The organism is Mesorhizobium sp. M0816, assembly GCF_040320005.1.
GTDB lineage: Bacteria > Pseudomonadota > Alphaproteobacteria > Rhizobiales > Rhizobiaceae > Mesorhizobium.
The window spans coordinates 208,039-228,179 of the sequence record NZ_JAMYOT010000002.1; the positions used below are offsets into that span (position 1 = coordinate 208,039).

General features: G+C 64.6%; 16 protein-coding genes and 1 tRNA gene. 10 read left to right on the forward strand and 7 right to left on the reverse strand.

Features of this window, described 5'->3' with window-relative positions; translation table 11 throughout:
• Nucleotides 1-7 precede the first annotated feature (7 nt).
• A complete protein-coding gene (locus tag NKI17_RS03195; RefSeq protein WP_352698175.1) occupies nucleotides 8-952 on the reverse strand; it encodes a class I SAM-dependent methyltransferase in 945 nt (314 codons plus the stop codon).
• Nucleotides 953-1,059: 107 nt separating this feature from the next.
• Between NKI17_RS03195 and NKI17_RS03200 the strand changes: the two genes are divergently transcribed.
• On the forward strand, nucleotides 1,060-2,070 hold the full coding sequence (locus NKI17_RS03200; protein WP_352570288.1) for a ligase-associated DNA damage response exonuclease: 1,011 nt from the start codon (nucleotides 1,060-1,062) through the stop codon (nucleotides 2,068-2,070).
• Nucleotides 2,071-2,311: 241 nt separating this feature from the next.
• Nucleotides 2,312-3,913: a cisplatin damage response ATP-dependent DNA ligase gene (locus tag NKI17_RS03205; RefSeq protein WP_352698177.1), complete on the forward strand. Its 1,602-nt coding sequence runs from the start codon at nucleotides 2,312-2,314 to the stop codon at nucleotides 3,911-3,913.
• A 102-nt stretch (nucleotides 3,914-4,015) separates the two neighbouring features.
• On the opposite strand, the gene NKI17_RS03210 is transcribed toward NKI17_RS03205, so the two are convergent.
• Nucleotides 4,016-5,173 (reverse strand): hypothetical protein, encoded by a 1,158-nt coding sequence (locus NKI17_RS03210; protein ID WP_352698179.1) that lies wholly within the window; start codon nucleotides 5,171-5,173, stop codon nucleotides 4,016-4,018.
• Between the two features lie 353 nt (nucleotides 5,174-5,526).
• On the opposite strand from NKI17_RS03210, the gene NKI17_RS03215 reads away from it, so the two are divergent.
• Nucleotides 5,527-5,602, forward strand: a tRNA-Thr gene (locus tag NKI17_RS03215).
• 36 nt (nucleotides 5,603-5,638) lie between these two features.
• Here NKI17_RS03215 and NKI17_RS03220 read toward each other — a convergent pair.
• The 5 genes from NKI17_RS03220 to NKI17_RS03240 form a co-directional block, all read right to left on the reverse strand.
• Nucleotides 5,639-7,234, reverse strand: a complete 1,596-nt coding sequence (locus tag NKI17_RS03220; RefSeq protein WP_352698181.1) for an indolepyruvate oxidoreductase subunit beta family protein — start codon at nucleotides 7,232-7,234, stop codon at nucleotides 5,639-5,641.
• Entirely contained in the window at nucleotides 7,227-9,380 is a 2,154-nt protein-coding gene (locus NKI17_RS03225; RefSeq protein WP_352570280.1) for a thiamine pyrophosphate-dependent enzyme, read from the reverse strand. The genes NKI17_RS03220 and NKI17_RS03225 overlap by 8 nt, the downstream gene beginning before the upstream one ends.
• A gap of 42 nt (nucleotides 9,381-9,422) precedes the next feature.
• The gene (locus tag NKI17_RS03230) at nucleotides 9,423-9,902 is read right to left on the reverse strand and encodes a MarR family winged helix-turn-helix transcriptional regulator (RefSeq protein ID WP_352455076.1); all 480 of its coding nucleotides are present in this window, start codon (nucleotides 9,900-9,902) and stop codon (nucleotides 9,423-9,425) included.
• Nucleotides 9,902-11,473 (reverse strand): phytoene desaturase family protein, encoded by a 1,572-nt coding sequence (locus NKI17_RS03235; protein WP_352905388.1) that lies wholly within the window; start codon nucleotides 11,471-11,473, stop codon nucleotides 9,902-9,904. Before NKI17_RS03235 ends, NKI17_RS03230 begins: the two co-directional genes overlap by 1 nt.
• 149 nt (nucleotides 11,474-11,622) lie before the next feature.
• A complete protein-coding gene (locus NKI17_RS03240) occupies nucleotides 11,623-12,414 on the reverse strand; it encodes a cyclase family protein (protein WP_352540480.1) in 792 nt (263 codons plus the stop codon).
• 117 nt (nucleotides 12,415-12,531) lie between these two features.
• Here NKI17_RS03240 and NKI17_RS03245 point away from each other — a divergent pair, with 117 nt between their 5' ends.
• The 7 genes from NKI17_RS03245 to NKI17_RS03275 all read left to right on the forward strand — a co-directional run bounded on the left by NKI17_RS03245 (nucleotide 12,532) and on the right by NKI17_RS03275 (nucleotide 20,043).
• The gene (locus NKI17_RS03245) at nucleotides 12,532-14,106 is read left to right on the forward strand and encodes a phytoene desaturase family protein (protein ID WP_352756009.1); all 1,575 of its coding nucleotides are present in this window, start codon (nucleotides 12,532-12,534) and stop codon (nucleotides 14,104-14,106) included.
• 107 nt (nucleotides 14,107-14,213) lie between these two features.
• Entirely contained in the window at nucleotides 14,214-15,740 is a 1,527-nt protein-coding gene (locus NKI17_RS03250) for an ABC transporter substrate-binding protein (RefSeq protein WP_352905390.1), read from the forward strand.
• 64 nt (nucleotides 15,741-15,804) lie between these two features.
• The gene (locus NKI17_RS03255) at nucleotides 15,805-16,812 is read left to right on the forward strand and encodes an ABC transporter permease (RefSeq protein ID WP_352756008.1); all 1,008 of its coding nucleotides are present in this window, start codon (nucleotides 15,805-15,807) and stop codon (nucleotides 16,810-16,812) included.
• Nucleotides 16,805-17,653: an ABC transporter permease gene (locus tag NKI17_RS03260; protein ID WP_352756007.1), complete on the forward strand. Its 849-nt coding sequence runs from the start codon at nucleotides 16,805-16,807 to the stop codon at nucleotides 17,651-17,653. The genes NKI17_RS03255 and NKI17_RS03260 overlap by 8 nt, the downstream gene beginning before the upstream one ends.
• Nucleotides 17,650-18,540: an ABC transporter ATP-binding protein gene (locus NKI17_RS03265; RefSeq protein ID WP_352756006.1), complete on the forward strand. Its 891-nt coding sequence runs from the start codon at nucleotides 17,650-17,652 to the stop codon at nucleotides 18,538-18,540. The genes NKI17_RS03260 and NKI17_RS03265 overlap by 4 nt, the downstream gene beginning before the upstream one ends.
• On the forward strand, nucleotides 18,533-19,363 hold the full coding sequence (locus NKI17_RS03270; RefSeq protein ID WP_352756005.1) for an ATP-binding cassette domain-containing protein: 831 nt from the start codon (nucleotides 18,533-18,535) through the stop codon (nucleotides 19,361-19,363). The genes NKI17_RS03265 and NKI17_RS03270 overlap by 8 nt, the downstream gene beginning before the upstream one ends.
• Before the next feature lie 80 nt (nucleotides 19,364-19,443).
• The gene (locus tag NKI17_RS03275) at nucleotides 19,444-20,043 is read left to right on the forward strand and encodes a VOC family protein (protein ID WP_352756003.1); all 600 of its coding nucleotides are present in this window, start codon (nucleotides 19,444-19,446) and stop codon (nucleotides 20,041-20,043) included.
• Nucleotides 20,044-20,141 lie beyond the last annotated feature (98 nt).

Genomic DNA, 20,141 nt, shown 5'->3' on the forward strand with positions numbered 1-20,141 from the left:
AGGAGTCTTAGCCAGATTTTACGCTGCCGGAAAGCAAGCTTGCCACTACGGCCAGCCCTTCGACCGGTTGGCGGCGATCCTGCCGGATGATTGTTGCCTGCAGCGACAGGACCGAAAAGCCGTTGGCGTCCAGAACCCGCTCTACATAGCTTTGGGAATGCGCGTAGCGGCGGGACGGCAGCAAGGCGAAATCGCCGCTGCCAGACGAGTGGCCGCCAAGGAGCGTCTCGACGGAGAACGCAAACAGACCGCCGCCGGCAAGCATTCCGGCAATCTTGTTCACCACCTTTTCGAGTGCGCCGACATAGATGAACACATCGGCCGCCGTCACCAGATCGGCTTTCGGGCCAGAATAGCAAAAATCCTGCAGGTCCGTCTTGACGAGCAGATCGTAGACGCCTTTGGCGCGCGCCTGCCTCAGCATGCCGGTCGAGATGTCGTAGCCCTCCAGCCGATCGGCGATCGGCCGCAGCCTCTGGCCCATGAGGCCGGTGCCGCAGCCGAGATCGAGCGCCAGCGAAAACCGGCCCGGCCGTGCTGCCTGGATGGCGCGGTCGAGGCATTCGGGCAGACGATACCCGAGCCTGTCGACCAGCTCACCCTCGAAGCTCCCGGCATAGTGGTCGTAAAGCGTCTCGACAAAGGCGCTGGGCGGCGCCGGGGCCGCCGCTGCCCTGCCGATCAATTGCAGCTTGAGCACCGCGCCGAGCCTGTCCGCCGGGTCGAGCCGCAGTGCCGTCGTCCAGGCCTGCGCGGCACGATCGGGCGCGCCTGCCGCTTCCTGCATCTCGCCGAGGCGGAACCAGCCGGCTGGCCATTGCGGCGCCAGTTCGAGCGCGCCGAGCAGCAATTCCGCCGCTGCCGCATGATCGCCGGATGCATAGAGCATTTCGGCATAGTCGGCGCGGCGGTCGGCGGTCAAATCGCCGGACGAGGTCTGGAGCGGTTTCATGCGATCGGGTTCCGCCGGGTGTTTGCAGCCGGCTTGCGCTCTATGCTGGAGTCAGCAGTGACTTACAACAGGCTTCCCGCGCCGGAATTAGCGCCTATCTTGGGGCCATGCGCGCCAGCGACCTGCTTCATCCCCGGCCGGAAGGGCTGTATTGCCCGCCCGGCGATTTCTTCATCGACCCGGTGCGGCCGGTCAACCGGGCGCTGATCACACATGGCCATTCCGACCATGCCCGCTCCGGCCACCGCTCGGTAATGGCGACGCAGCAGACGCTCGATATCATGGGGCTGCGTTACGGCGAAGGTTTTGCCGGAACGACGCAAGCCGCCGTGCTCGGCGAGACGATTGCGCTTGGCGGTGTGGCCGTCAGCTTTCACCCGGCCGGCCATGTGCTGGGCTCGGCGCAGATCAAGGTCGCGCATCAGGGCACATGCATCGTCGCGTCCGGCGACTATAAGCGCCAGAAGGACACGACCTGCGAGCCGTTCGAGCCGCTCAAGTGTGACGTCTTCATCACCGAGGCGACGTTCGGCCTGCCGGTGTTTCGGCATCCGCCCGATTCCGAAGAGATCGCCCGGCTGCTGAAATCGACCGAACAGTTTCCCGAGCGCACGCATCTGGTCGGCGCTTATGCGCTGGGCAAGGCGCAGCGTGTCATGCGCCTGCTGCGCGATGCCGGCTACGAAAAGCCGATCTACATCCACGGCGCGCTGGCCAAGCTCAGCGAGTATTACCAGAGCCAGAATATCGATCTCGGCACATTGGAACCGGCGACCGTCGAGACCGGCCAAAAAAGCGACTTTGCCGGCGCCATCGTCGTCGGCCCGCCATCCGCCTTCGCCGATCGCTGGGCGCGGCGTTTTCCCGATCCGATGTCTTGCTTCGCCTCAGGGTGGATGCGCATCCGCCAGCGCGCCAAGCAGGGCGGCGTCGAGCTGCCGCTGATCATTTCCGACCACTCCGACTGGGACGAGTTGACCGCCACGATCAAGGAGACCGGCGCCGAAGAAATCTGGGTAACGCATGGCCGCGAGGAGGCTCTGGTGCGCTGGTGCGAACTCGAAGGCATTGCGGCTCGGCCGCTGCATCTCGTTGGCTATGAGGACGAGGGCGATTGATGGTGTTTTTGGATCCAGCAATCGCCGGTACGGCGCTCTACGGCGCCCCCCTCTGGCCTGCCGGCCATCTCCCCCTCAAGGGGGGAGATCGGCAGCTTTGGTTTTGCCGCTCATCCTGCAACGTTGGAAATTGGCGAAAGCAGTCGCGACAGCAAATCTCCCCCCTTGAGGGGGAGATGTCCGGCAGGACAGAGGGGGGCGCGACAGAACGCAAGCCTTTCCCATTGGCGTCGCCCCTCCCATGAACCGCTTCGCCGAGCTTCTCGACCGGCTGGTGCTGACGCCGTCGCGCAACGGCAAGCTGACGCTCTTGACCGATTATTTCCGCAGCGTCGAGGATCCGGACCGCGGGCTGGCGCTGGCTGCCATCACCGGCGATCTGTCCATCGCCGCGGTCAAGCCGGCGATGCTGCGCACACTGGTGATCGAGCGCATGGATCCGGTGCTGTTCGGCTATTCCTACGACTATGTCGGCGACCTGGCCGAGACCGTGTCGCTGGTCTGGCCGCAGGCGCCGGTCGACATTGCGAACCACGAGCCGACGCTGGCCGAGGTGGTGGCGAAGCTGCAGGCGGCGAGCCGTTCCGACGGGCCGCAGGTGCTGGCCCGGCTGCTCGACAGCGCCAGCACTTCGGCGCGCTTTGCCATCATAAAGCTGGTCACCGGTGGCCTGCGCATCGGTGTCTCGGCGCGGCTCGCCAAGCAGGCGCTGGCCGATTTCGGCAAGGTCGATGTCGCCGAGATCGAGGAACTCTGGCACGGGCTGACGCCGCCCTATCTCGCGCTGTTCGCCTGGCTCGAAGGCAAGGCCGAAAAACCCAGGAAGACGGCGCTGGCGCTGTTCAGGCCGGTGATGCTGTCGAATGCCGTCGGCGACGGCGACCTCGAAAAGCTCGACCCGGCCGACTACGCGGCCGAATGGAAATGGGACGGCATCCGCGTCCAGGCGGTTTGCCAAGGCGGCATTCGCCGGCTCTATTCGCGCACCGGTGACGATGTCTCCGGCGCCTTTCCGGATCTTGCCGAGGCGATGGATTTTTCCGGCGCCCTCGACGGCGAGCTTCTGGTCGGTGACCCCAGGCAGGCGACGGGCACCTTCTCGGACCTGCAGCAGCGGCTGAACCGCAAGAGCGTGTCACCCAAGATCCAGCAGCAATACCCCGCCTTCATGCGCTGCTACGATGCGCTGCAGATTGGTGACGAGGATGTGCGCGGACTTCCCTTCCGCGAACGGCGCGGCCGGCTCGAGGCCTTCGTCAGGACACTCGATCCGGGCCGCTTCGATCTGTCGCCGCTGGTCGAATTCACCAACTGGCAGACGCTGGAGGAATTGCGCCGCAAGCCGCTGCATCCGGTCATCGAAGGCGTCATGCTGAAGCGCTGGGATTCGCCCTATGTGGCCGGGCGGCCGAAGGGCCCGTGGTTCAAATGGAAGCGCGATCCGCACACGGTCGACGCGGTGCTGATGTATGCCCAGCGCGGCCACGGCAAGCGTTCGAGCTTCTATTCCGACTACACATTCGGCGTCTGGTCCGGGCCGGAAGGATCGGAGGAGCTGGTGCCGGTGGGAAAAGCCTATTTCGGCTTCACCGACGAGGAACTGAGGCAGATCGACAAATATGTCCGCGACAATACGATCGAGCGCTTTGGCCCGGTCCGCTCGGTGCGTGCCGACCGCAGGAACGGGCTGGTGCTTGAGGTAGCCTTCGAAGGGCTCAACCGCTCGACGCGGCACAAATCCGGCGTTGCCATGCGCTTTCCGCGCATTTCGCGGCTGCGCTGGGACAAGCCGGCGGCCGAAGCCGACCGCATCGAGACGCTGCAGGCGCTGCTCGATAGTTAGTGCATGTGGCGCAAAAAGTGTGCAGCGGTTTTGCGGTAACGACATGCACCAAAACAAGAACCTAAAGTGCGTCGCATGAGGCCGGTCCGAACGCGACGTGCTTTAGGGAACGACTGAAACGCGGATCTCGTAGATGTCGACCGACTTGCCCTGCTTGTCGAAGTCGGAATTGATGGCGATGGTGCCGGCAGCACCCGGACGCTTGTCGGGAAAGCGCACGTCGAACAGATATTCATTGCGCTCGCGACCGACCGCATAGCGCTTGCGGCCGCAGTCGCCGAGTTCGCCGAAATTGCAATCGACGGAAATCTGCGTCTCCTGCCCCTCCTCGGAGCGCGCGATGATGTCGAATGTGGCATGCTTGCCGGCTAGTTTTTCCAACACGCCTTGTCCGACGTCGAAGCTGATGGCCGAGCCGGATGCCCCCGAGCGGATGCGCAGGAAGGAACCGCTTTCGTCCTGGATGACGTCGGCCTTGGCGTCCGACGGTGCATTGACCTGCGTCGGGTCACCCGGCGAAAAAACGTTGATCCAGTCGCGCGCCTGGTCCTCCTCGCCCTGCTTTGGCGGCGAAGCGGTGTCGTCCGGCGTGAAATCTTCGCCATCGACCGTTGGCGGCGCTTCCGGTGGCGCTGTGTCGAGCTCGGTCGCCGATTTGAAGACGCCGGTCTGGTTGGCGAAATAAAGGCCGATGCCGGCGGCTGCGAGCAGCGTCACACCGAAGAAGATCGCGGTCAAGGGCAGGCGGCGCCGCCTCGCCCGCCGGTCGTCGCGGTCGGGCGTCACTTCCGCGTCGTCGGTTTCGACGTCGGCTTCGGTCGGAACCGAGGCCCCCATGTCGATAACCGGCGCCTCGGGAACAGGCGCATCGGGCATGATGTCGGGAACGACCGGCAGGACGCGCGACCGGGGCGCATCGGATTCGGGCGGCTGCGCCGGACCGTCAACGACGACATCGGGCGACGGCGCGGGCTCGGCTTCGGCTTCGGCCGGAGGCTCCACCTCCGGTGCTGCCTCTAAACTGTCGGTCGGCGCGGCAACGTCGGCAACCGCCGGCAGGAATTCCGATTCGATTTCGGTGATCTTCGCCTGGACCGCCTTGCGGCGCTTGATGGCGACCTCCACGGTGACGTTTGGATTGGCCTGCAGGGCACGGTCGAGTGCCGCGAAAGCCGATCGATAGACCCGCTCGCGAAACGCCCGGTCGTCGGCATTGCCTTTCTCGAAGGCATTGCGGATCGCTTTTTCGATCGCGTCCAAGCGAATTCCCTCTGCAATTTCACTCACTTTGTCATGATCGTTAGCCGCAGGCGACCAATCAATCAACAAGCGAGCGGCCGCATTCTGCCTTGCCGAGGGGTACAAAGCTTATTTCGGCGGTTTTCGGTAAAGGAATCAACATTTTTCGCTGATTTTCCGGTCACGGCCAACGTGGCGGTCGCGCGGCGTGCCGATGCGGCATCGCGCGGCCAATGGTAGATCGGCGCGGCGGCTGCCCTTGCGCCCGGCCGGAGGCGGCACGAATTGCCTCGTCCTGAAATCGCGACTGCCATCTTGAATTCGCGGCCGGTTGCGTCTATCACGCAGCCCATCCTGGAAGCTCGGCTTCCCGGGCCGCTTTAGCTCAGTTGGTAGAGCACATCATTCGTAATGATGGGGTCAGGTGTTCGAGTCACCTAAGCGGCACCAAAATTCTCGATGAATTAAACGGGACCATTTCACAGATCAACTCGATGGAACGTCGCTATCACCCAGCGACGCCACGGTCTTCAGCGCGCCGTCGAGCATGTCGCCCTTCTCGTCCTTCAGCGCGGCTTCGCGCAGGCGCCGGATCCAGTCGGCGGCGTCCGGGCGGCCCTTGACCAGGTCGAGTGCCGACAGCACCCGGTCGAATTTCGACTGCGCGCGGGCGTGGGTGTCGCTGTAGCCCTTGATCAGCCGGCGGCAGTTGAGGATCTCCGTGCCAAGCGCGTAGTCCTCGCCGACTTGGCCCAGCGCCAGCGCATACCAGCGCTCGAGATGCGCGGTCTCGACCTTGTGGCGCAGCAGGCGGCGGCGCCAGCGGCGCAGGCCGCCGATGAACCACAAAGCGGCAAAGCCGGCGAAACTGTCGGTGCGGATATGGCGGCCGCGGTTGATGCGGCGGTCGAGGAAGGCGGCGAGCTTCGGCCGCGCCTCGATGTAGCTGCCGAGCCCGGCCGGCAGCGTGCCGCAGAATTCCTCGATGCGCGGATGGAAATATTCGGTCACCTGCAGGACCGAGCCGTCCTTGACGCCAACCTCACGGCGTACGCGTCGGTCGCGGCTAGAGCGCGTCTTCAGGTCGGCGACGCGGATCATGTCGTCGTAGCACATGGCGTTGGCCAGATGCTTGGCGGCGGCGATCGACAGCGCGTAGGCGTGTTCGGCATCGTCCAGAGCGACGACCCGGTCGAGCCTATCGAGATACTCGCCGCCATAAGCAACGTCCTGATAGTCGACCACTTTTTTCAGGCCGCGAAGCGCCATGTCGGCGACAGGAGCCGGCAAAGCATCGACCCGGGCGGCCAGTTGCTGCCAGCCTCGCAAGAGACTTTGCGGGCCGCTCACCTTTGCCGTTGCGCCCGAGCCGGTTTCAGCGGCTGCCGGCCCTGCAGTCTTGTCGCCCGAAGGCGCACTCGCGATGCCGCGCGCCCGATCGTAGGCGGCGCCGAAGGCGGCGAGGCTGGCCTTGACACCACGGCCGCCGGCGCCGATCGCCTGCTCGTAGCTCTCGCGTGTAAACGGCAAGGCGTCGGAGCCGGCCAGCGCGCCGAGCAGGCTGGCCGAGATCATCGAGCCATTGTCGGCGGCGATCTTCTCCATATCGAAGGCGATGAAGCGCTTGGCCGCGGCTTCCGCCGTGGCATGCACCTTGGAGGACGAGGCGCGGCCGTCGCCGGGCTCGATCTTCTCCGAGACCGCGGCGATGCGGTGCGACGAGGCGATCAGCGTCGTGCGCTCGGGCGTGACGAAGCCGCGGATGATGGCGCGGCCGGCCTCCATCAGTTCGGCGGCAATCAGGATGTCGACGTCGCCCTGCGACGGCGACAGCGCGAAGACCGGCAGGCGGCCGGTGTCGGGGCACATTTCGACATAATAGATGGTGGCGCCGGTGCGCTGGGCGACGCCGGCGACCGAGGTCGATTGCGCGACGTAGCCGTTGCGCTCGGCGACGTCGGTGATCCAGTCGGCCAGCACGCCACCGCCCTGGCCACCGACCGCCAGCACGGCAAGCTTGATGACGCGCTCGTCTTCGGGGGCGCCGGCTTTCGAGCGCGATGAGGGCACGGCGTCAAGCATCGGCGAATATCAGGCGCCGGCTTTCACGGCGCCGCTGCAAGAGACCGATCATGGCGCGGCGAGCGGCTTCAAGGAAACGGTCCCAGCGGCTCGGATTGTGCACGACATCGGCGCGGTAGAAGGATGGGCAGAGCACCGCCGCATCGGCGACCTCGCCGCAATTGCCGCAACCGACGCAGCTTTGGTCGATATGCGCCACCGGATCGTCGCGCAGGGGGTCGTCCAGCGACTTCACCGACAGCGACGGGCAGCCGGAAAGCCGCATGCAGGCATGGTCGCCGGTGCAGATATCTTCGTCGACGCCGAATTTCGGCTTGACTATGCGCGCCCCGCCCTTGATCGCCTTGTCGACCAGCGGCTTTTCGCGGCGCTGCCGGTTGAGCATGCATTCGGACGAGGCGACAATGACTTTCGGGCCCTTTTCGTCCGTCGTCAGCGCCTCGCGCAGCGTGTCTTGCATCTTGGTTACGTCGTAGGTGCGGTCGATGTGGCGCAGCCATTTGACGCCCATGCCCTTCACCGCCTCGGTGATCGGGTGCTTGGTCGACTTGGTCTTGTTGCCGGCGCGGGACGACAGGATGTCCTGGCCGCCGGTGGCGGCCGAATAGAAATTGTCGACGATGACGATGACGCCGTCGTTCTTGTTGAACACCGCGTTGCCGATCGACGAGGTCAGACCGTTGTGCCAGAAGCCGCCGTCGCCGACGAAGGAGATCGAGCGGCGCTTGGCATCGGGCGAATTGAACGCCGAAGCCGAGGCCGGCCCCAGCCCGTAGCCCATGGTAGTGGCACCTAGCTCGAAAGGCGGCATGATCGAGAACAGATGGCAGCCAATGTCGGAGGCGATGTGGTGCTTGCCCAGCTCCTGCTCGACCAGCTTGGTGGCGGCGAAGATCGGCCGCTCCGGGCAGCCGACGCAGAAGCCGGGCGGCCGGCCCGGGACGACGTTGATCAGGTCGGCGGTGTCGAGCCCGTCGCCGATCTTGTTCGGCGCGCGGACCTCGCTTGGCAGCAGATGCGGGATGGTGGCGCGCAGGAACGATCCGATGCCGTCGAGCATCACCTGGCCGGTATATTCGCCGGCCATAGGCAGATGTTCCTTGCCGACGAGCCTGGTGCCGCGGCCGGCCTTGTGCAGCATCGCGGCAAAGGCCTGTTCGATGTAGTTGGGCTGGCCTTCCTCGACGACGAGGACGGCGTCCTTGCCTTCGCAGAAAGACAGGAACTCGTCGTCGACTAAGGGATAGACGGCGTTGAGCACATAGAGCGGCACGTCGGTGTCGCCATAAGTGTCGGCGAGGCCAAGCCGCTGCAGCGCCCGGATGACCGAATTGTACATGCCGCCCTGCATGACGATGCCGACCGAGCCGTGCTCCGGGCCGAAAAACTCGTTGATCTTGTTGGTGCGGATGAAATCCACCGCCGCCGGCCAGCGTTTCTGCACCTTTTCCTTCTCGTGCAGGAAGGACGCGGGCGGCAGCACGATGCGGCCGGTGTCGCGGCGCGGCGCCTCGAGCGCATCGGCCACAGTCATTGCCGGGCGCTTGTTGTCCTTGGCGATGAAATGGCCGTGGACATGGCAGCAGCGAATACGGACCTGCAGCATGACCGGCGTGTTGGAAACCTCGGACAGCTCGAAGCCGTCCTGCACCGCCTTGACGATCGACGGCAGGTTCGGTCGCGGGTCGAGCAGCCAGACCTGGCTCTTCATGGCAAAGGCGTGGCTGCGCTCCTGCATGATCGAGGAGCCTTCGCCGTAATCCTCGCCGACGATGATCAATGCACCGCCGGTGACGCCGCCGGAAGCGAGATTGGCGAGCGCGTCGGAGGCGACATTGGTGCCGACCGTCGACTTGAAGGTCGCCGCGCCGCGGATAGGATAATGCACCGATGCGGCAAGCATGGCGGTGGCCGTGGCTTCCGAGGCGCTCGCCTCGAAATGCACGCCGAGCTCGCCCAGGATATCCTGCGCGTCGGCCAGCACGTCCATCAAATGGCTGATCGGCGCGCCCTGATAGCCGCCGACATAGCCGACGCCGCATTGCAGCAGCGCCTTGGTGATGGCGAGAATGCCTTCGCCGGAAAACTCCTCGCCGGCGCCGAGCCTGAGCTTTTCGACTTCCTTGGCAAAAGACCGTTCGGCCATTTTGGGCTCCTTCCGTTACCGCCCCGATGGCGGCGCGTAAGATCAGATGTCGTGCTTGCGAATGTTCTTCAGCATCTTCTGCAATGTCGCGATCAGCGCCGCGTATTCGGCATCGTCGACATCGTCGAACATTGCCTCGAAAGCGTCGTGCATGGCCGGCCAGGCGCGCGCGAACTCGGCGCGGCCATCGTCGGTCAGGAATACATGGCGGATACGGCTGTCGGTGACCCCCTGCTCGCGCCGCACAAACCCTTGCCCCTCCAGCGTGTCGAGCGTCCGGCTCAAGGTCGACTGCTCGATGACGGTATAGACCGAGAGATCGTTGACGGTAACGCCATCGGTGACCGACAACACCGCCAGCGTGCGCACCTGCGGAATGGTCAGGCCCTGCTTGCGGAAATTGTCGCGCAAGGTGGCGTTGTAGCGGCCCATGATGCGGTTCATCAGATAGGGCGCGAATTGCTGCAGGCCGATCTGGCCCAAAGTCGAGATGCGCTGGCGCTTTTCAACCTTCTGTTCCATCACAGCCTCCCCGCCAGGAGAAAGCCGGAGCCGCCGCCCAAGCCAGCACCCGGATGGGTCGAGGCACCGATGTGGTAGAGACCCCTGACCTCGGTGGCGTGATTGCGGCTCGTCTTGAACGGCCGCCACAGAAACGACTGGTCGATAGCCGAGGAACCGCCATAGGGGTCGCCGCCGACCAGATTGATGTTCATAGCTTCCAGGTCGGTCGGCGAACAGGCGCGGCGTGCGATGACGCTGTCCTTGAACCCATCGATATGGCTGGCGAGGATCGCTTCGGCACGGTCGGCATAGGCTTCGCGCAGCGCCTCGGTCCAGCGACCGTCTGCCGGTGTTTGCAGTTTGCCGGCGGCATCGCCCTTGATATGCCGTGGCGCCTCGGGCAGTTGCAGCCACAGGACCGCCTTGCCGGCCGGGCAGCGCGATGGGTCGAGCGCGTGCGGCTGGCCGACGCACATGGTCGGCACCTCCGGCAGCATGCCGCGCACGGCTTCGTTGCAGGCCTTCGAGACGCCGTCGAGCCCCGGCGTCAGATGCAGCAGCGCGACCTTGTCCAGGCCCTCGCCGCGCCATGCCGGCGGCTTGTCCAAGGCATAGTGGATCTGGAAATTGCCCTTGCCGTAGCGGTATTTTTGCGCTGCCTCGACGTCTGCTTTCGGCGCCGCGTCGCCGAGCAGCCGCTCGTAGAGCTGGGTCGGCGTGACCGAGCAGATGACGCTCTTGTTCACGTTGATCGTTTCGCCCGAAGCCAGCCGCACGCCGGCGGCGCGGCCTCCGCTTTGGACAATAGCCGCGACGTCGGCGCCGGTGCGGATTTCGCCGCCACGTTCCCTGATCAGGGCTTGGAAGGCGGCCAGCAGATTCCTGGCACCGCCCTTGACGATCGGCGCGCCGGCCGCCTCAAGCGCGAAGGCGATGACCTTGGCGATCTGGCCGGAGAACACGTCCTCAGGTCCGAGGCCGGCATGCAGCACCCAGGGCGCCCACAGCGCTCGCATGGTTTCCGACTGGTAGGTGCTTTCCAGCCAACCGCGCGCCGGCACCAGCGCGCTGCCGAGAAAGGCGGCAAGGCCACGCGGGCCGCGCCGCCTGGCTTCACCCGCCAGCAGCCTGGCCGTCGGGTAGGACCACAGGCTGCCACCGAGCAGTCCGAACAGCAGACCGGCGTTGCGCTCGATCTCGCCGACATCGTTTGCGTGCCGGTCGCCGTCGCCCGCGGCAAGCGCATTGATCGCCGCTACATTGGCGATACGATCTGTGCGCAGGACGGCATGGCTGCCGTCCGGGCGCAGCACACCGGTCGGCGTGGAGGTGTTGCAAAACTCCAGGCCGTGCCGCGCGAGATCCTTGCCCAGCGCCGCATAGGCCGGCGAGGTGATGAACAGGACAAAGGTCGTCGCCATCACGTCGTGGATGAAGCCGGGCGCGGTGATTTCTTCGGTGCGCATGCAGCCCCCGATGCGGTCGTTGCGCTCGAGCACCAGCACCTTCGCCCCCTTGCCGCCAAGCATCGCCGAACAGACCAGCGCGTTGATGCCGCTGCCGACGACGATGTGATCGGGAGCGCTCATCGATGCGTGCTCCTAGCCGGCAGGAGTTCAATTGCAGAGATTGGCGCTCTACGGCGCCGTAGAGCCGCAGCTTTGCAAGGCTGCCCCTCCCACTCCGTCACCACAGTGCCACTTCCACACATGATCTTCTCCCGAAGACCGCAGCTATCCTATTGCCTTGGCACCAACGCCAACGCGCGGATCGGGCTGCCGGTGCCGTGCTCGATCTTGAGCGGCGCCGCGATGAGGATCGCGCCTTTCGGCGGCAGCCGGTCGAGGTTGCAAAGGCTGGCGAGGCCGTAGCGGTTAGCCTTGTGCATCAGGCTATGCGCCGGGAACGGCGGCTCCATTCCCCCTGCTTTTCCAGCATCCGTGCCGATCGTCTCGCTGCCCCAGCCCTTGATGTCCTTGCTAATCAGATACTGGATGGCTTCGGCGGTCGGGCCAGGCGTGTGCGGTCCGGTCTCATTGGCGTTGAGGAACTCGGCTTCCGAGCCGTTGCGCTTATACCAGTCGGTGCGCATCACCACCCACTCGCCGGGGTTGATAGCGCCATGTTCGGCTTCCCATGCCTTGATGTGATCGACGGTGAGCAGGAAATCGTGATCGGCTGCCGCTTGCTTCGAACAGTCGATGACATTGACCGGGCCGACGAAGTTCTGCGCCGGAATGGTGTCGGTGGCGCCGTCCGGATAATCCTTGCCGGTGATCCAGTGGTTGGGTGCGTCGAAATGCGTGCCCGAATGCTCGCCGAGCTTGAGCCAGTTCCACGCCCACCACGGGCCATTCTTGTCATAGGCGGAGATGGCGTGGATCTCGATCTTCGGCGTGTCGACCGCCAGTTCCGGCGGCAGCTTGATCAGTGGCGTGTCGGGCCCGAGCGGCGCCGTCAGGTCGACCACCTGGATGGCGCCTGAAAGCAGCTGGCCGGCGACTTCGCCTAGAAGTTGTTGTGTGTCCATGGTCTCTGTTCCCTCTTTCTCGATGGTGCTGAAGGCTCTCGCGGCCCTTAATATCCTACTAGACGAAAACATATGCATCTGCAATTATCTTTAAGCATAAAGGAAATGGGACGGGGCGTGAGCGAGTTCGACGCCATATTTGTCGGAGCAGGCCACAACAGTCTGGCATGCGCCGCGCATCTGGCGCTCAAAGGCTGGAAAACGGCAGTTTTCGAGCGTAATGCAACGATCGGCGGCGCCGTCCAGACGCGCGAATTGACGCTTCCGGGCTTCCGGCACGATTTCGGCGCGATGAATCTCAGCCTGTTCGCCGGCTCGGCCTTTCACAAGAAATATGCAAATGAATTGAAAACCCACGGGCTGGAATTCGCGCCGGTGGCCGATTGCTTTGCCAGCGCCTTCCCGGACGGAAGCTGGTTCGGCGTCAGCAGCGACCTGGAAAAGACCGCCTCGCGCATGGCCGCTTTTTCCGACGCCGACGCACAGACATGGCGCCGTCTGGTTGCGGCATTCCCGGCGGAGGCCGAGCATCTGTTCCGGCTGCTGGGCTCGCCGATGAGCGGCCGTGCGCTCGCCGGCACCGCCTGGAACCTCTGGCGCAAGAAGGGTTTGGCCGGCGCGCTCGATACCGGTCGATTACTGCTTTCCTCACCCCGCGCGTGGCTCGAGGAGACTTTCCAGTCACCGCATGTCAGGGCGACCCTGGCCACCTGGGGCATGCATCTCGATTTCGCGCCCGATATCGCCGGCGGCGCGGTGTTCCCTTACCTCGAATCCATGGCCAACCAGTGCTTCGGCATGGTGCTCGGCAGAGGCGGCGCCGACACCATCATCCGCGCTTTGTCAGGCATGCTCACGGCCGCCGGCGGCAAGATCGTCACTGGGGCTGATGTCGCCGAGATCACGGTTTCGGCCGGCAAAGCGACCGGCGTGCGGCTCGCTTCCGGCGAGACCCACACAGCCACCAAGGCCGTCATCGCCGGTGTCGCGCCCAAGGCGCTGACCGGGAAACTGTTGCCTAACGGATCGGGCGACACCGGCTTCGACACGGCCGTGAAAAAATTCCGCCACGCGCCGGGGACGTTGATGATCCATCTGGCGCTCGACGACCTGCCGGACTGGCGCGCCGGCGCCGAGCTTCGGCAGTTCGCCTATGTGCATCTGTCGCCGTCGCTCGATGCCATGTCGCGGACCTATCAGCAGGCGATGTCAGGGGTGCTGCCGGACGAACCGGTGCTGGTCGTCGGCCAGCCGACGGCCGTCGATCCCTCGCGCGCGCCGGACGGCAAGCACGTACTTTGGGTGCAGGTGCGCATGCTGCCAGCCGAGATTGCAGGCGATGCAGCGGGCACGATCGCGGCGGCTCACTGGGACGAGGCTAGGGAGCACTACGCCGAGCGTGTCCTCGACATTATCGAGCGCTATGCGCCCGGCCTTCGTCGGAAGATCCTCGGCCGCGCCGTGTTCTCGCCCATCGACCTCGAACGCGAGAACCCGAACCTTGTCGGCGGCGACCAGATCTGCGGCAGCCATCATCTGGCGCAGAATTTCCTGTTCCGGCCGGCGCGCGGTTACGCCGGCTGGAACACGCCGGTCGGCAATCTGCACCTGACCGGGGCGGCAACATGGCCCGGCGCCGGCACCGGGGCGGCGTCGGGCTACATGCTCGCGCAACAACTTGGCGGGAGGTAGGCTCCATTTTTCATCTAGGGTGAAGGAGGACAAGGCGCGGTTGCCCAAGGAGCCTGAACCCACCGATTGACAACGACACCGCGCATAAAAGCAACAGGGGAACGACCATGACAATCAACAGACGAGAATTGCTCGGATATGGCGCGGCCGCACTTGGCGCCACGGCGCTCGGCCTGCCGCAAATCGCCAAGGCTGCCGGCGAACTGACCATCGCCTACAATGTCAATTTGCCGTCCTGGGACCCGACCACCGGGCCTTCGGCGGTCAACCCGACCATCCAGGGTCTCTACCAGTCGGTGTTCGACCAGTTCATCCCGCAGAAGCCGGATCTTTCTTTCGCGCCCGGCCTGCTCACCGAATGGGGCTGGAACGAGGATCGCAGCAAGATCATGATGACGGTGCGCGAGGGCGTCACCTGGCATGACGGCTCGCCATTCACGGCCGAAGACGTGGTCTGGTCGCTGCAGCGGGCGGGCGATGAAAAGACCGGCAACCCGATCCAGTTCGTCTGGAAGAACGTCAACAACTTCAAGATCGACGGCAACAAGATCACCGGCGACGTCGTGCAATTCGACCCGGTGTATTTCAAGTGGATGTCGTTCCTGACCGGCTACATCATGCCGAAGGCCTATTACGAAAAGGTCGGCGCCGAGGGTTTTGAGAAAGCCCCGATCGGCACCGGGCCCTATATGGTCGACAAATTCGAGCGCAACGCCTTCCTGCGGCTCAAGGCCAACCCGAACTACTGGGGCGGCAAGCCGGCCTTCGAAAACGTAACCATCAAGTTCGTCACCGATGCGGCGAGCCGCGTCGCCGAGATCGAGTCCGGTTCCTCGCAGGTGACGCTGGAAATCCCCTATGAGGAATATGACCGCCTGATCGCCAAGGATGGACTTGCCGGCTCATGCAAGAACGTCTCCGACATCGGCATGATCTTCTTCAACGACATCGACGTGATGCTGGACAAGAACGTGCGCCAGGCGGCGGTGATGGCGGTCGACAAAAAGCTTTTGGTCGACCGGCTGCTGCGCGGTTACGGCCAGCCCATCGATACGCTGGAGACGCCGGAATACGAGGCCCACGATGCGTCGATCAAGGTGGAGCACAATCCGGACAAGGCCAAGGAACTGCTGGCCGCCTCCGGCTATTCGCCGGAAAAGCCGGTCAAGTTCACGATACAGACGACCAAGGGCTTCAAGCCCAAGGACTACGAGATGATCCAGGCGATCGTCGGCATGTGGCGCAAGGTCGGCATCGAGGCAACGATCGAGGTCTACGAGATCGCCAAGCACTACGAGCTGCGCGCCGCCGACAAGCTGGCGCCGGCGGCCTTCTACAATTGGGGCAATGCCATCGGCGATCCCACCACGTCGACCGGCTTTGCCATGTATGGCCCAAGCCCGCATTCGGTATGGGACAGCCAGGACCTGATCGACATGATCAATCCACTATGGGGCGAGAAGGACGAGGCCAAGCGCATTGCCGGCTGGAAGGCCGTCGACAAATACATCGCCGAACAGGCCTATGTGCTGCCGCTGATCCAGTATGCGCAGCCGATTGTGCATGCCAAGGGCGTCAATGTCGTGCAGCATGTGTCGGGCGCACTTCTGCCGGCGCTGATGAGCCCGGCCTGAGACAGTCTTCGGTTTGTCGCGCGCCGTCCGGAATGACGGCGCGCATTTTCCGCCACGGGCGACCATGCTGCTGCAAAGATTCCTGATCCGTCTTCTGACGATGGCGATCACGCTGTTCGGTGTGGCCGTCGTCGTCTTTATCGTCATCCGTGTCGCGCCGGGCGACCCGATCGCGATGATGCTGCCGCCCGGCGCGACCGATGCCGACATCGCGCGGCTGCGCGCGCTTTACGGGCTCGACAAGACCATCGTCCAGCAGTTCTTCATCTGGCTGGCCGGTGTCGTCAGGGGCGATTTCGGCACGTCGATCTCACTGCGGCAGGACGTGCTTGGGCTGGTCTTCAATCGCCTCCCGGCGACGCTGGAACTCGCCATCGTCGCGCTTGTGATGGCGCTGGCGATCGGTGGCACGACGGCGATCCTCGGCGCGCGCGAACGCGGCACCGCGGTCGAAGCCGGCATCGACATTGCCAGCGGTGCGGCGCTCTCGATTCCCGATTTCCTGTGGGGCCTGGTGCTGATCCTTCTGTTCGGCGTGCTGGTGCCCATCTTCGATATTTCTGGCCGGGTGTCGCCGCAGCTCGACCTGCCCTTCGCCACGCAATTCTATCTGTTCGAAAGCTTCGTACGGCTGCGCTTCGACCTGACCAGGGACCTGCTGGCACACATGCTGATGCCGGCGATTGCGCTGGCGCTGCCGCTGGCCGCGATCATCTCGCAGCTGCTGAAACAGTCGCTGAAGGAAGTGCTCGACCTCGACTACGTCGTGCTGGCGCGGGTAAAGGGCTTTTCGGAAACGCAGGTCATCCTGCGCGAGGCGCTGAAGAACGCGGCCCTGCCGACGCTGACGCTGGTCGGCGTGCAGTTCACCTTCCTGATCGGCGGCACGGTCATTGTCGAACGACTGTTTTCCTATGAAGGTCTTGGCAACATGGCGATCGATGCCGTCATCAACCGCGACCTGCCGCTGATCCAGGGCATCGTGCTGGTCTTCGCGCTGCTGTTCGTGCTGATCAACCTTGCCGTCGACATGATGTACGCCCTGCTCAATCCGAGGCTGCGCCATGGATGAGGCCCGCATTTCGAGACATGGCTCGCGGGCACGCCTGTGGCTGGCCGGCGGCTGGCTGCTGATTGCGCTGCTGGCCGCGATTTTTGCGCCGTTGGTCGCGCCGCAGGACCCACTGGCGCAGGATTTGATGCTGGAGCGGCTGCCGCCGTTCTGGCTGAGCGGTGCTGAGCCCGGCTACTGGCTCGGCACCGACAGCCTCGGCCGCGATCTTCTGTCACGGCTGATCTTCGGTGCCCGCATCGCCTTCATCGTCGCCTTCGCGGCAGCCCTTGCCGCCTGCCTGGTCGGCTCGACGCTGGGGCTGATCGCTGGCTATTTCGGCGGCTGGGCCGACCGCATCATCTCGCGTATCGTCGATGTCTGGATGGCGTTTCCGCCGGTGCTGTTTGCCATCCTTCTGGTCGCAGTGCTCGGCACCGGCTTGAGCTCGGTTATCATTGCCATTGCCGTCATCGACTGGACGCGCTTCTGCCGGGTGATCCGCGCCGAGACGATGGGCCAGTCGCGCATGGACTATGTCGAGAACGCCCGCATCGCCGGCTACGGCCGCATCGGCATCATGCTGCGCGAGGTGCTGCCCAATGTGGTGCCGTCGATCGTGGCGCTGCTGTCGCTGGAGATGGGCATTGCCGTCATCGTCGAGGCGATCCTGTCCTTCGTCAATCTGTCGATCTCGACCGACGACCCGACCTGGGGCGGCATCATCGCCGAGGGCCGCCTGTCGATCCATCAGGCCTGGTGGGTGCTGGTGTTCCCGCTGGTCACGCTGATCCTGACGGTGCTGTCATTCAGCCAGTTTGGCGAGGGCCTCAGGGCACGTTTCGATCCGGTGCTGCGATGAACGCGCTGGCGAAACCCTGCCTCGACATACGCAGCCTTAGCGCGGTGCTGCCTAATGGCTTGCGCGTGCTGCGCTCGGTGTCGCTCGCCGTCGAGCCCGGCGAGGTGCGCGCGCTGGTCGGCGAGAGCGGCGCCGGCAAGACGATGATCGGCAAGGCGGTGCTCGGCGTGCTGCCTTCGAGCGTGCGTATCGTCGAAGGCGATATGTTGCTCGAGGGCGAGGACCTCGGCAAGCTTCAGCCAAAGGCAAGGCGCACGCTAATCGGCGCGCGCACGGCGCTGATCCCGCAAGACCCGCTGACCGCGCTCAACCCGTCACGCCGCATCGGCCCGCAGATGACCGACCGGCTGGTGCGCATCCTCGGCTGGAGCGGCGAGAAGGCCGATGCACGCATCCGCCAATTGCTGGACGAGGTGCAGATCCGCGACCCCGAGCGTGTCCTCAAATGCTATCCGCACGAGCTGTCCGGCGGCATGCGCCAGCGCGTGCTGATCGCCGCGGCGTTTGCGGCCGAACCAAGGCTGATCGTCGCCGACGAGCCGACCACGGCGCTCGACGTGACCGTGCAGAAGCAGATCCTGCGGCTGATCGCGCAGCTGCAGCGCGAGCACGGCACGGCGATCCTGTTCGTTACCCATGATCTCGGCGTCGTCGCCAAGATCAGCCAGAAGGTCTCGGTGCTCTATGCCGGCAAGGTGGTGGAGGAGGCCGAGACGGCTGCTCTCTTCGCTGCCCCGCAGCACCCCTACACGCGAGCGCTGATGGCCGCGACGCCGCGCTACACCGATCCCTTCACTTCGCTGAAACCCGTGGACGAGGCGGTACTGGCCGGGCTAGCCGCGGAGATCGCCGCCGCCGATCAGGCCTGGAGGCGCCCGCATGGCTGAGCCGCTGTTTTCCGTGCGTGGGCTGAAGGTCGCGCTGCCCGACATGACGCGCAAGCCGCTGATCGGCCGCGCGCCCTTGGCCGAGATCCTGAAAGGGCTGGATTTCGACCTGCCAAAGGGATCGGTGACCGGCATCGTCGGCGAATCCGGCTCCGGCAAATCGACGCTTGGCCGCGCGTTGGTGCGACTTCTGGAGCCCAGCGCCGGCAAGGTCATCTTCGACGGCCGCGACATCACACATCTGCCTGAGGCCGAGCTCCGGCCGCTGCGCCGTAATCTGCAGATGATCTTCCAGGATCCGATGTCGTCGCTCAACCCGCGCCGCACCATCGCCAGCATCATCGCCGCACCACTCAAGCAGAATGGCCTCGGCAACAATCTGAAAGCCCGAGTTGCTGAAGCGCTTCAGCGCGTCGGCCTGCCGCAAGGCTTCGCCAGCCGCTATCGCCACGAACTGTCGGGCGGCCAGCGCCAGCGCGTCGGCATTGCCCGCGCGCTGGCGCTGTCGCCGAAATTCGTGCTGGCCGACGAAATCGTCTCAGGCCTCGACGTGTCGACGCAGGCGCAGATCCTGACGCTGCTGGAAAAACTCGCCGCCGAAATGGGCCTGACCGTTGCCTTCATCAGCCATGATCTTTCTGTCATTCGGCGGCTCTGCCGGCAAGTGATCGTCATGCGCGAAGGGGCGATCGTCGAAGCCAGTGCGACGGATACTTTGTTCGAGCAGCCGCAGCAGGCTTACACGCGCGACCTCCTCGCCGCCATTCCGCTGCCCGAGATCGATGATGCCTGGCTACTTCCCACCGCAAAGGCGCCGGCATGAAACACAATCCTATTCGCACGCTAAAGAGCGGGCCTCAGGCGTGCACCCGGCAAAATGTCCCGCGATGGAGGATGACTGACATGAAGAATGCAATCCGCTACGCAGTGCTCACCGCCACCGTGCTGGGAGGCATCGGCACGGCTTACGCCAGTTCCATTCCCGGCATGCGTGGCCACGACCACACCGGCGTCACCGTCCCCGACATGGAGCAGGCGGTCGATTTCTTCACCGAGGTGGTTGGCTGCAAGAAGGCGATGTCGTTCGGCCCGTTCGCCGACGACAAGGGCACATTCATGCAGGATCTGCTGGGCGTCGATCCCAAGGCGGTGATTGAGGAGATCACCCTGGTCCGCTGCGGACACGGGTCGAACATCGAGCTGTTCAAATACACCGCGCCGGACCAGAAGGACCTGACGCCTCGCAACAGCGACATAGGCGGCTTCCATATCGCCTTCTATGTCGACGACATCGCCGCCGCAAAAGCCTATCTTGACGGCAAGGGCGTCAAGACGCGGATGGGACCGCTGCCGGTTACCGAAGGCCCGGCCGCCGGCCAGACCATCCTCTACTTCCAGGCGCCCTGGGGCTTGCAGTTGGAAGCGATCAGCTATCCCAATGGCATGGCCTATGAAAAAGAAGCGGAGACGGTGCTGTGGAGCCCGAAGAACCCGGAAAAATAGCCCGGGGCGTCCCCGGCCTGCGCAAGCCGACTGCCGGCAAGTTGGGTTTCTGGGGCGGATTGTTTCAATCCTGAAACTTCAAGCTTGAATTAATCCGT

Bases quoted from the DNA above. Each gene is read 5' to 3' on its own strand.
- NKI17_RS03195 (WP_352698175.1), bottom strand. From the start codon at position 952: ATGAAACCGCTCCAGACCTCGTCCGGCGATTTGACCGCCGACCGCCGC.
- NKI17_RS03200 (WP_352570288.1), top strand. From the start codon at position 1,060: ATGCGCGCCAGCGACCTGCTTCATCCCCGGCCGGAAGGGCTGTATTGC.
- NKI17_RS03205 (WP_352698177.1), top strand. From the start codon at position 2,312: ATGAACCGCTTCGCCGAGCTTCTCGACCGGCTGGTGCTGACGCCGTCG.
- NKI17_RS03220 (WP_352698181.1), bottom strand. From the start codon at position 7,234: ATGCTTGACGCCGTGCCCTCATCGCGCTCGAAAGCCGGCGCCCCCGAA.
- NKI17_RS03225 (WP_352570280.1), bottom strand. From the start codon at position 9,380: ATGGCCGAACGGTCTTTTGCCAAGGAAGTCGAAAAGCTCAGGCTCGGC.
- NKI17_RS03230 (WP_352455076.1), bottom strand. From the start codon at position 9,902: ATGGAACAGAAGGTTGAAAAGCGCCAGCGCATCTCGACTTTGGGCCAG.
- NKI17_RS03235 (WP_352905388.1), bottom strand. From the start codon at position 11,473: ATGAGCGCTCCCGATCACATCGTCGTCGGCAGCGGCATCAACGCGCTG.
- NKI17_RS03240 (WP_352540480.1), bottom strand. From the start codon at position 12,414: ATGGACACACAACAACTTCTAGGCGAAGTCGCCGGCCAGCTGCTTTCA.
- NKI17_RS03250 (WP_352905390.1), top strand. From the start codon at position 14,214: ATGACAATCAACAGACGAGAATTGCTCGGATATGGCGCGGCCGCACTT.
- NKI17_RS03255 (WP_352756008.1), top strand. From the start codon at position 15,805: ATGCTGCTGCAAAGATTCCTGATCCGTCTTCTGACGATGGCGATCACG.
- NKI17_RS03260 (WP_352756007.1), top strand. From the start codon at position 16,805: ATGGATGAGGCCCGCATTTCGAGACATGGCTCGCGGGCACGCCTGTGG.
- NKI17_RS03265 (WP_352756006.1), top strand. From the start codon at position 17,650: ATGAACGCGCTGGCGAAACCCTGCCTCGACATACGCAGCCTTAGCGCG.
- NKI17_RS03270 (WP_352756005.1), top strand. From the start codon at position 18,533: ATGGCTGAGCCGCTGTTTTCCGTGCGTGGGCTGAAGGTCGCGCTGCCC.
- NKI17_RS03275 (WP_352756003.1), top strand. From the start codon at position 19,444: ATGAAGAATGCAATCCGCTACGCAGTGCTCACCGCCACCGTGCTGGGA.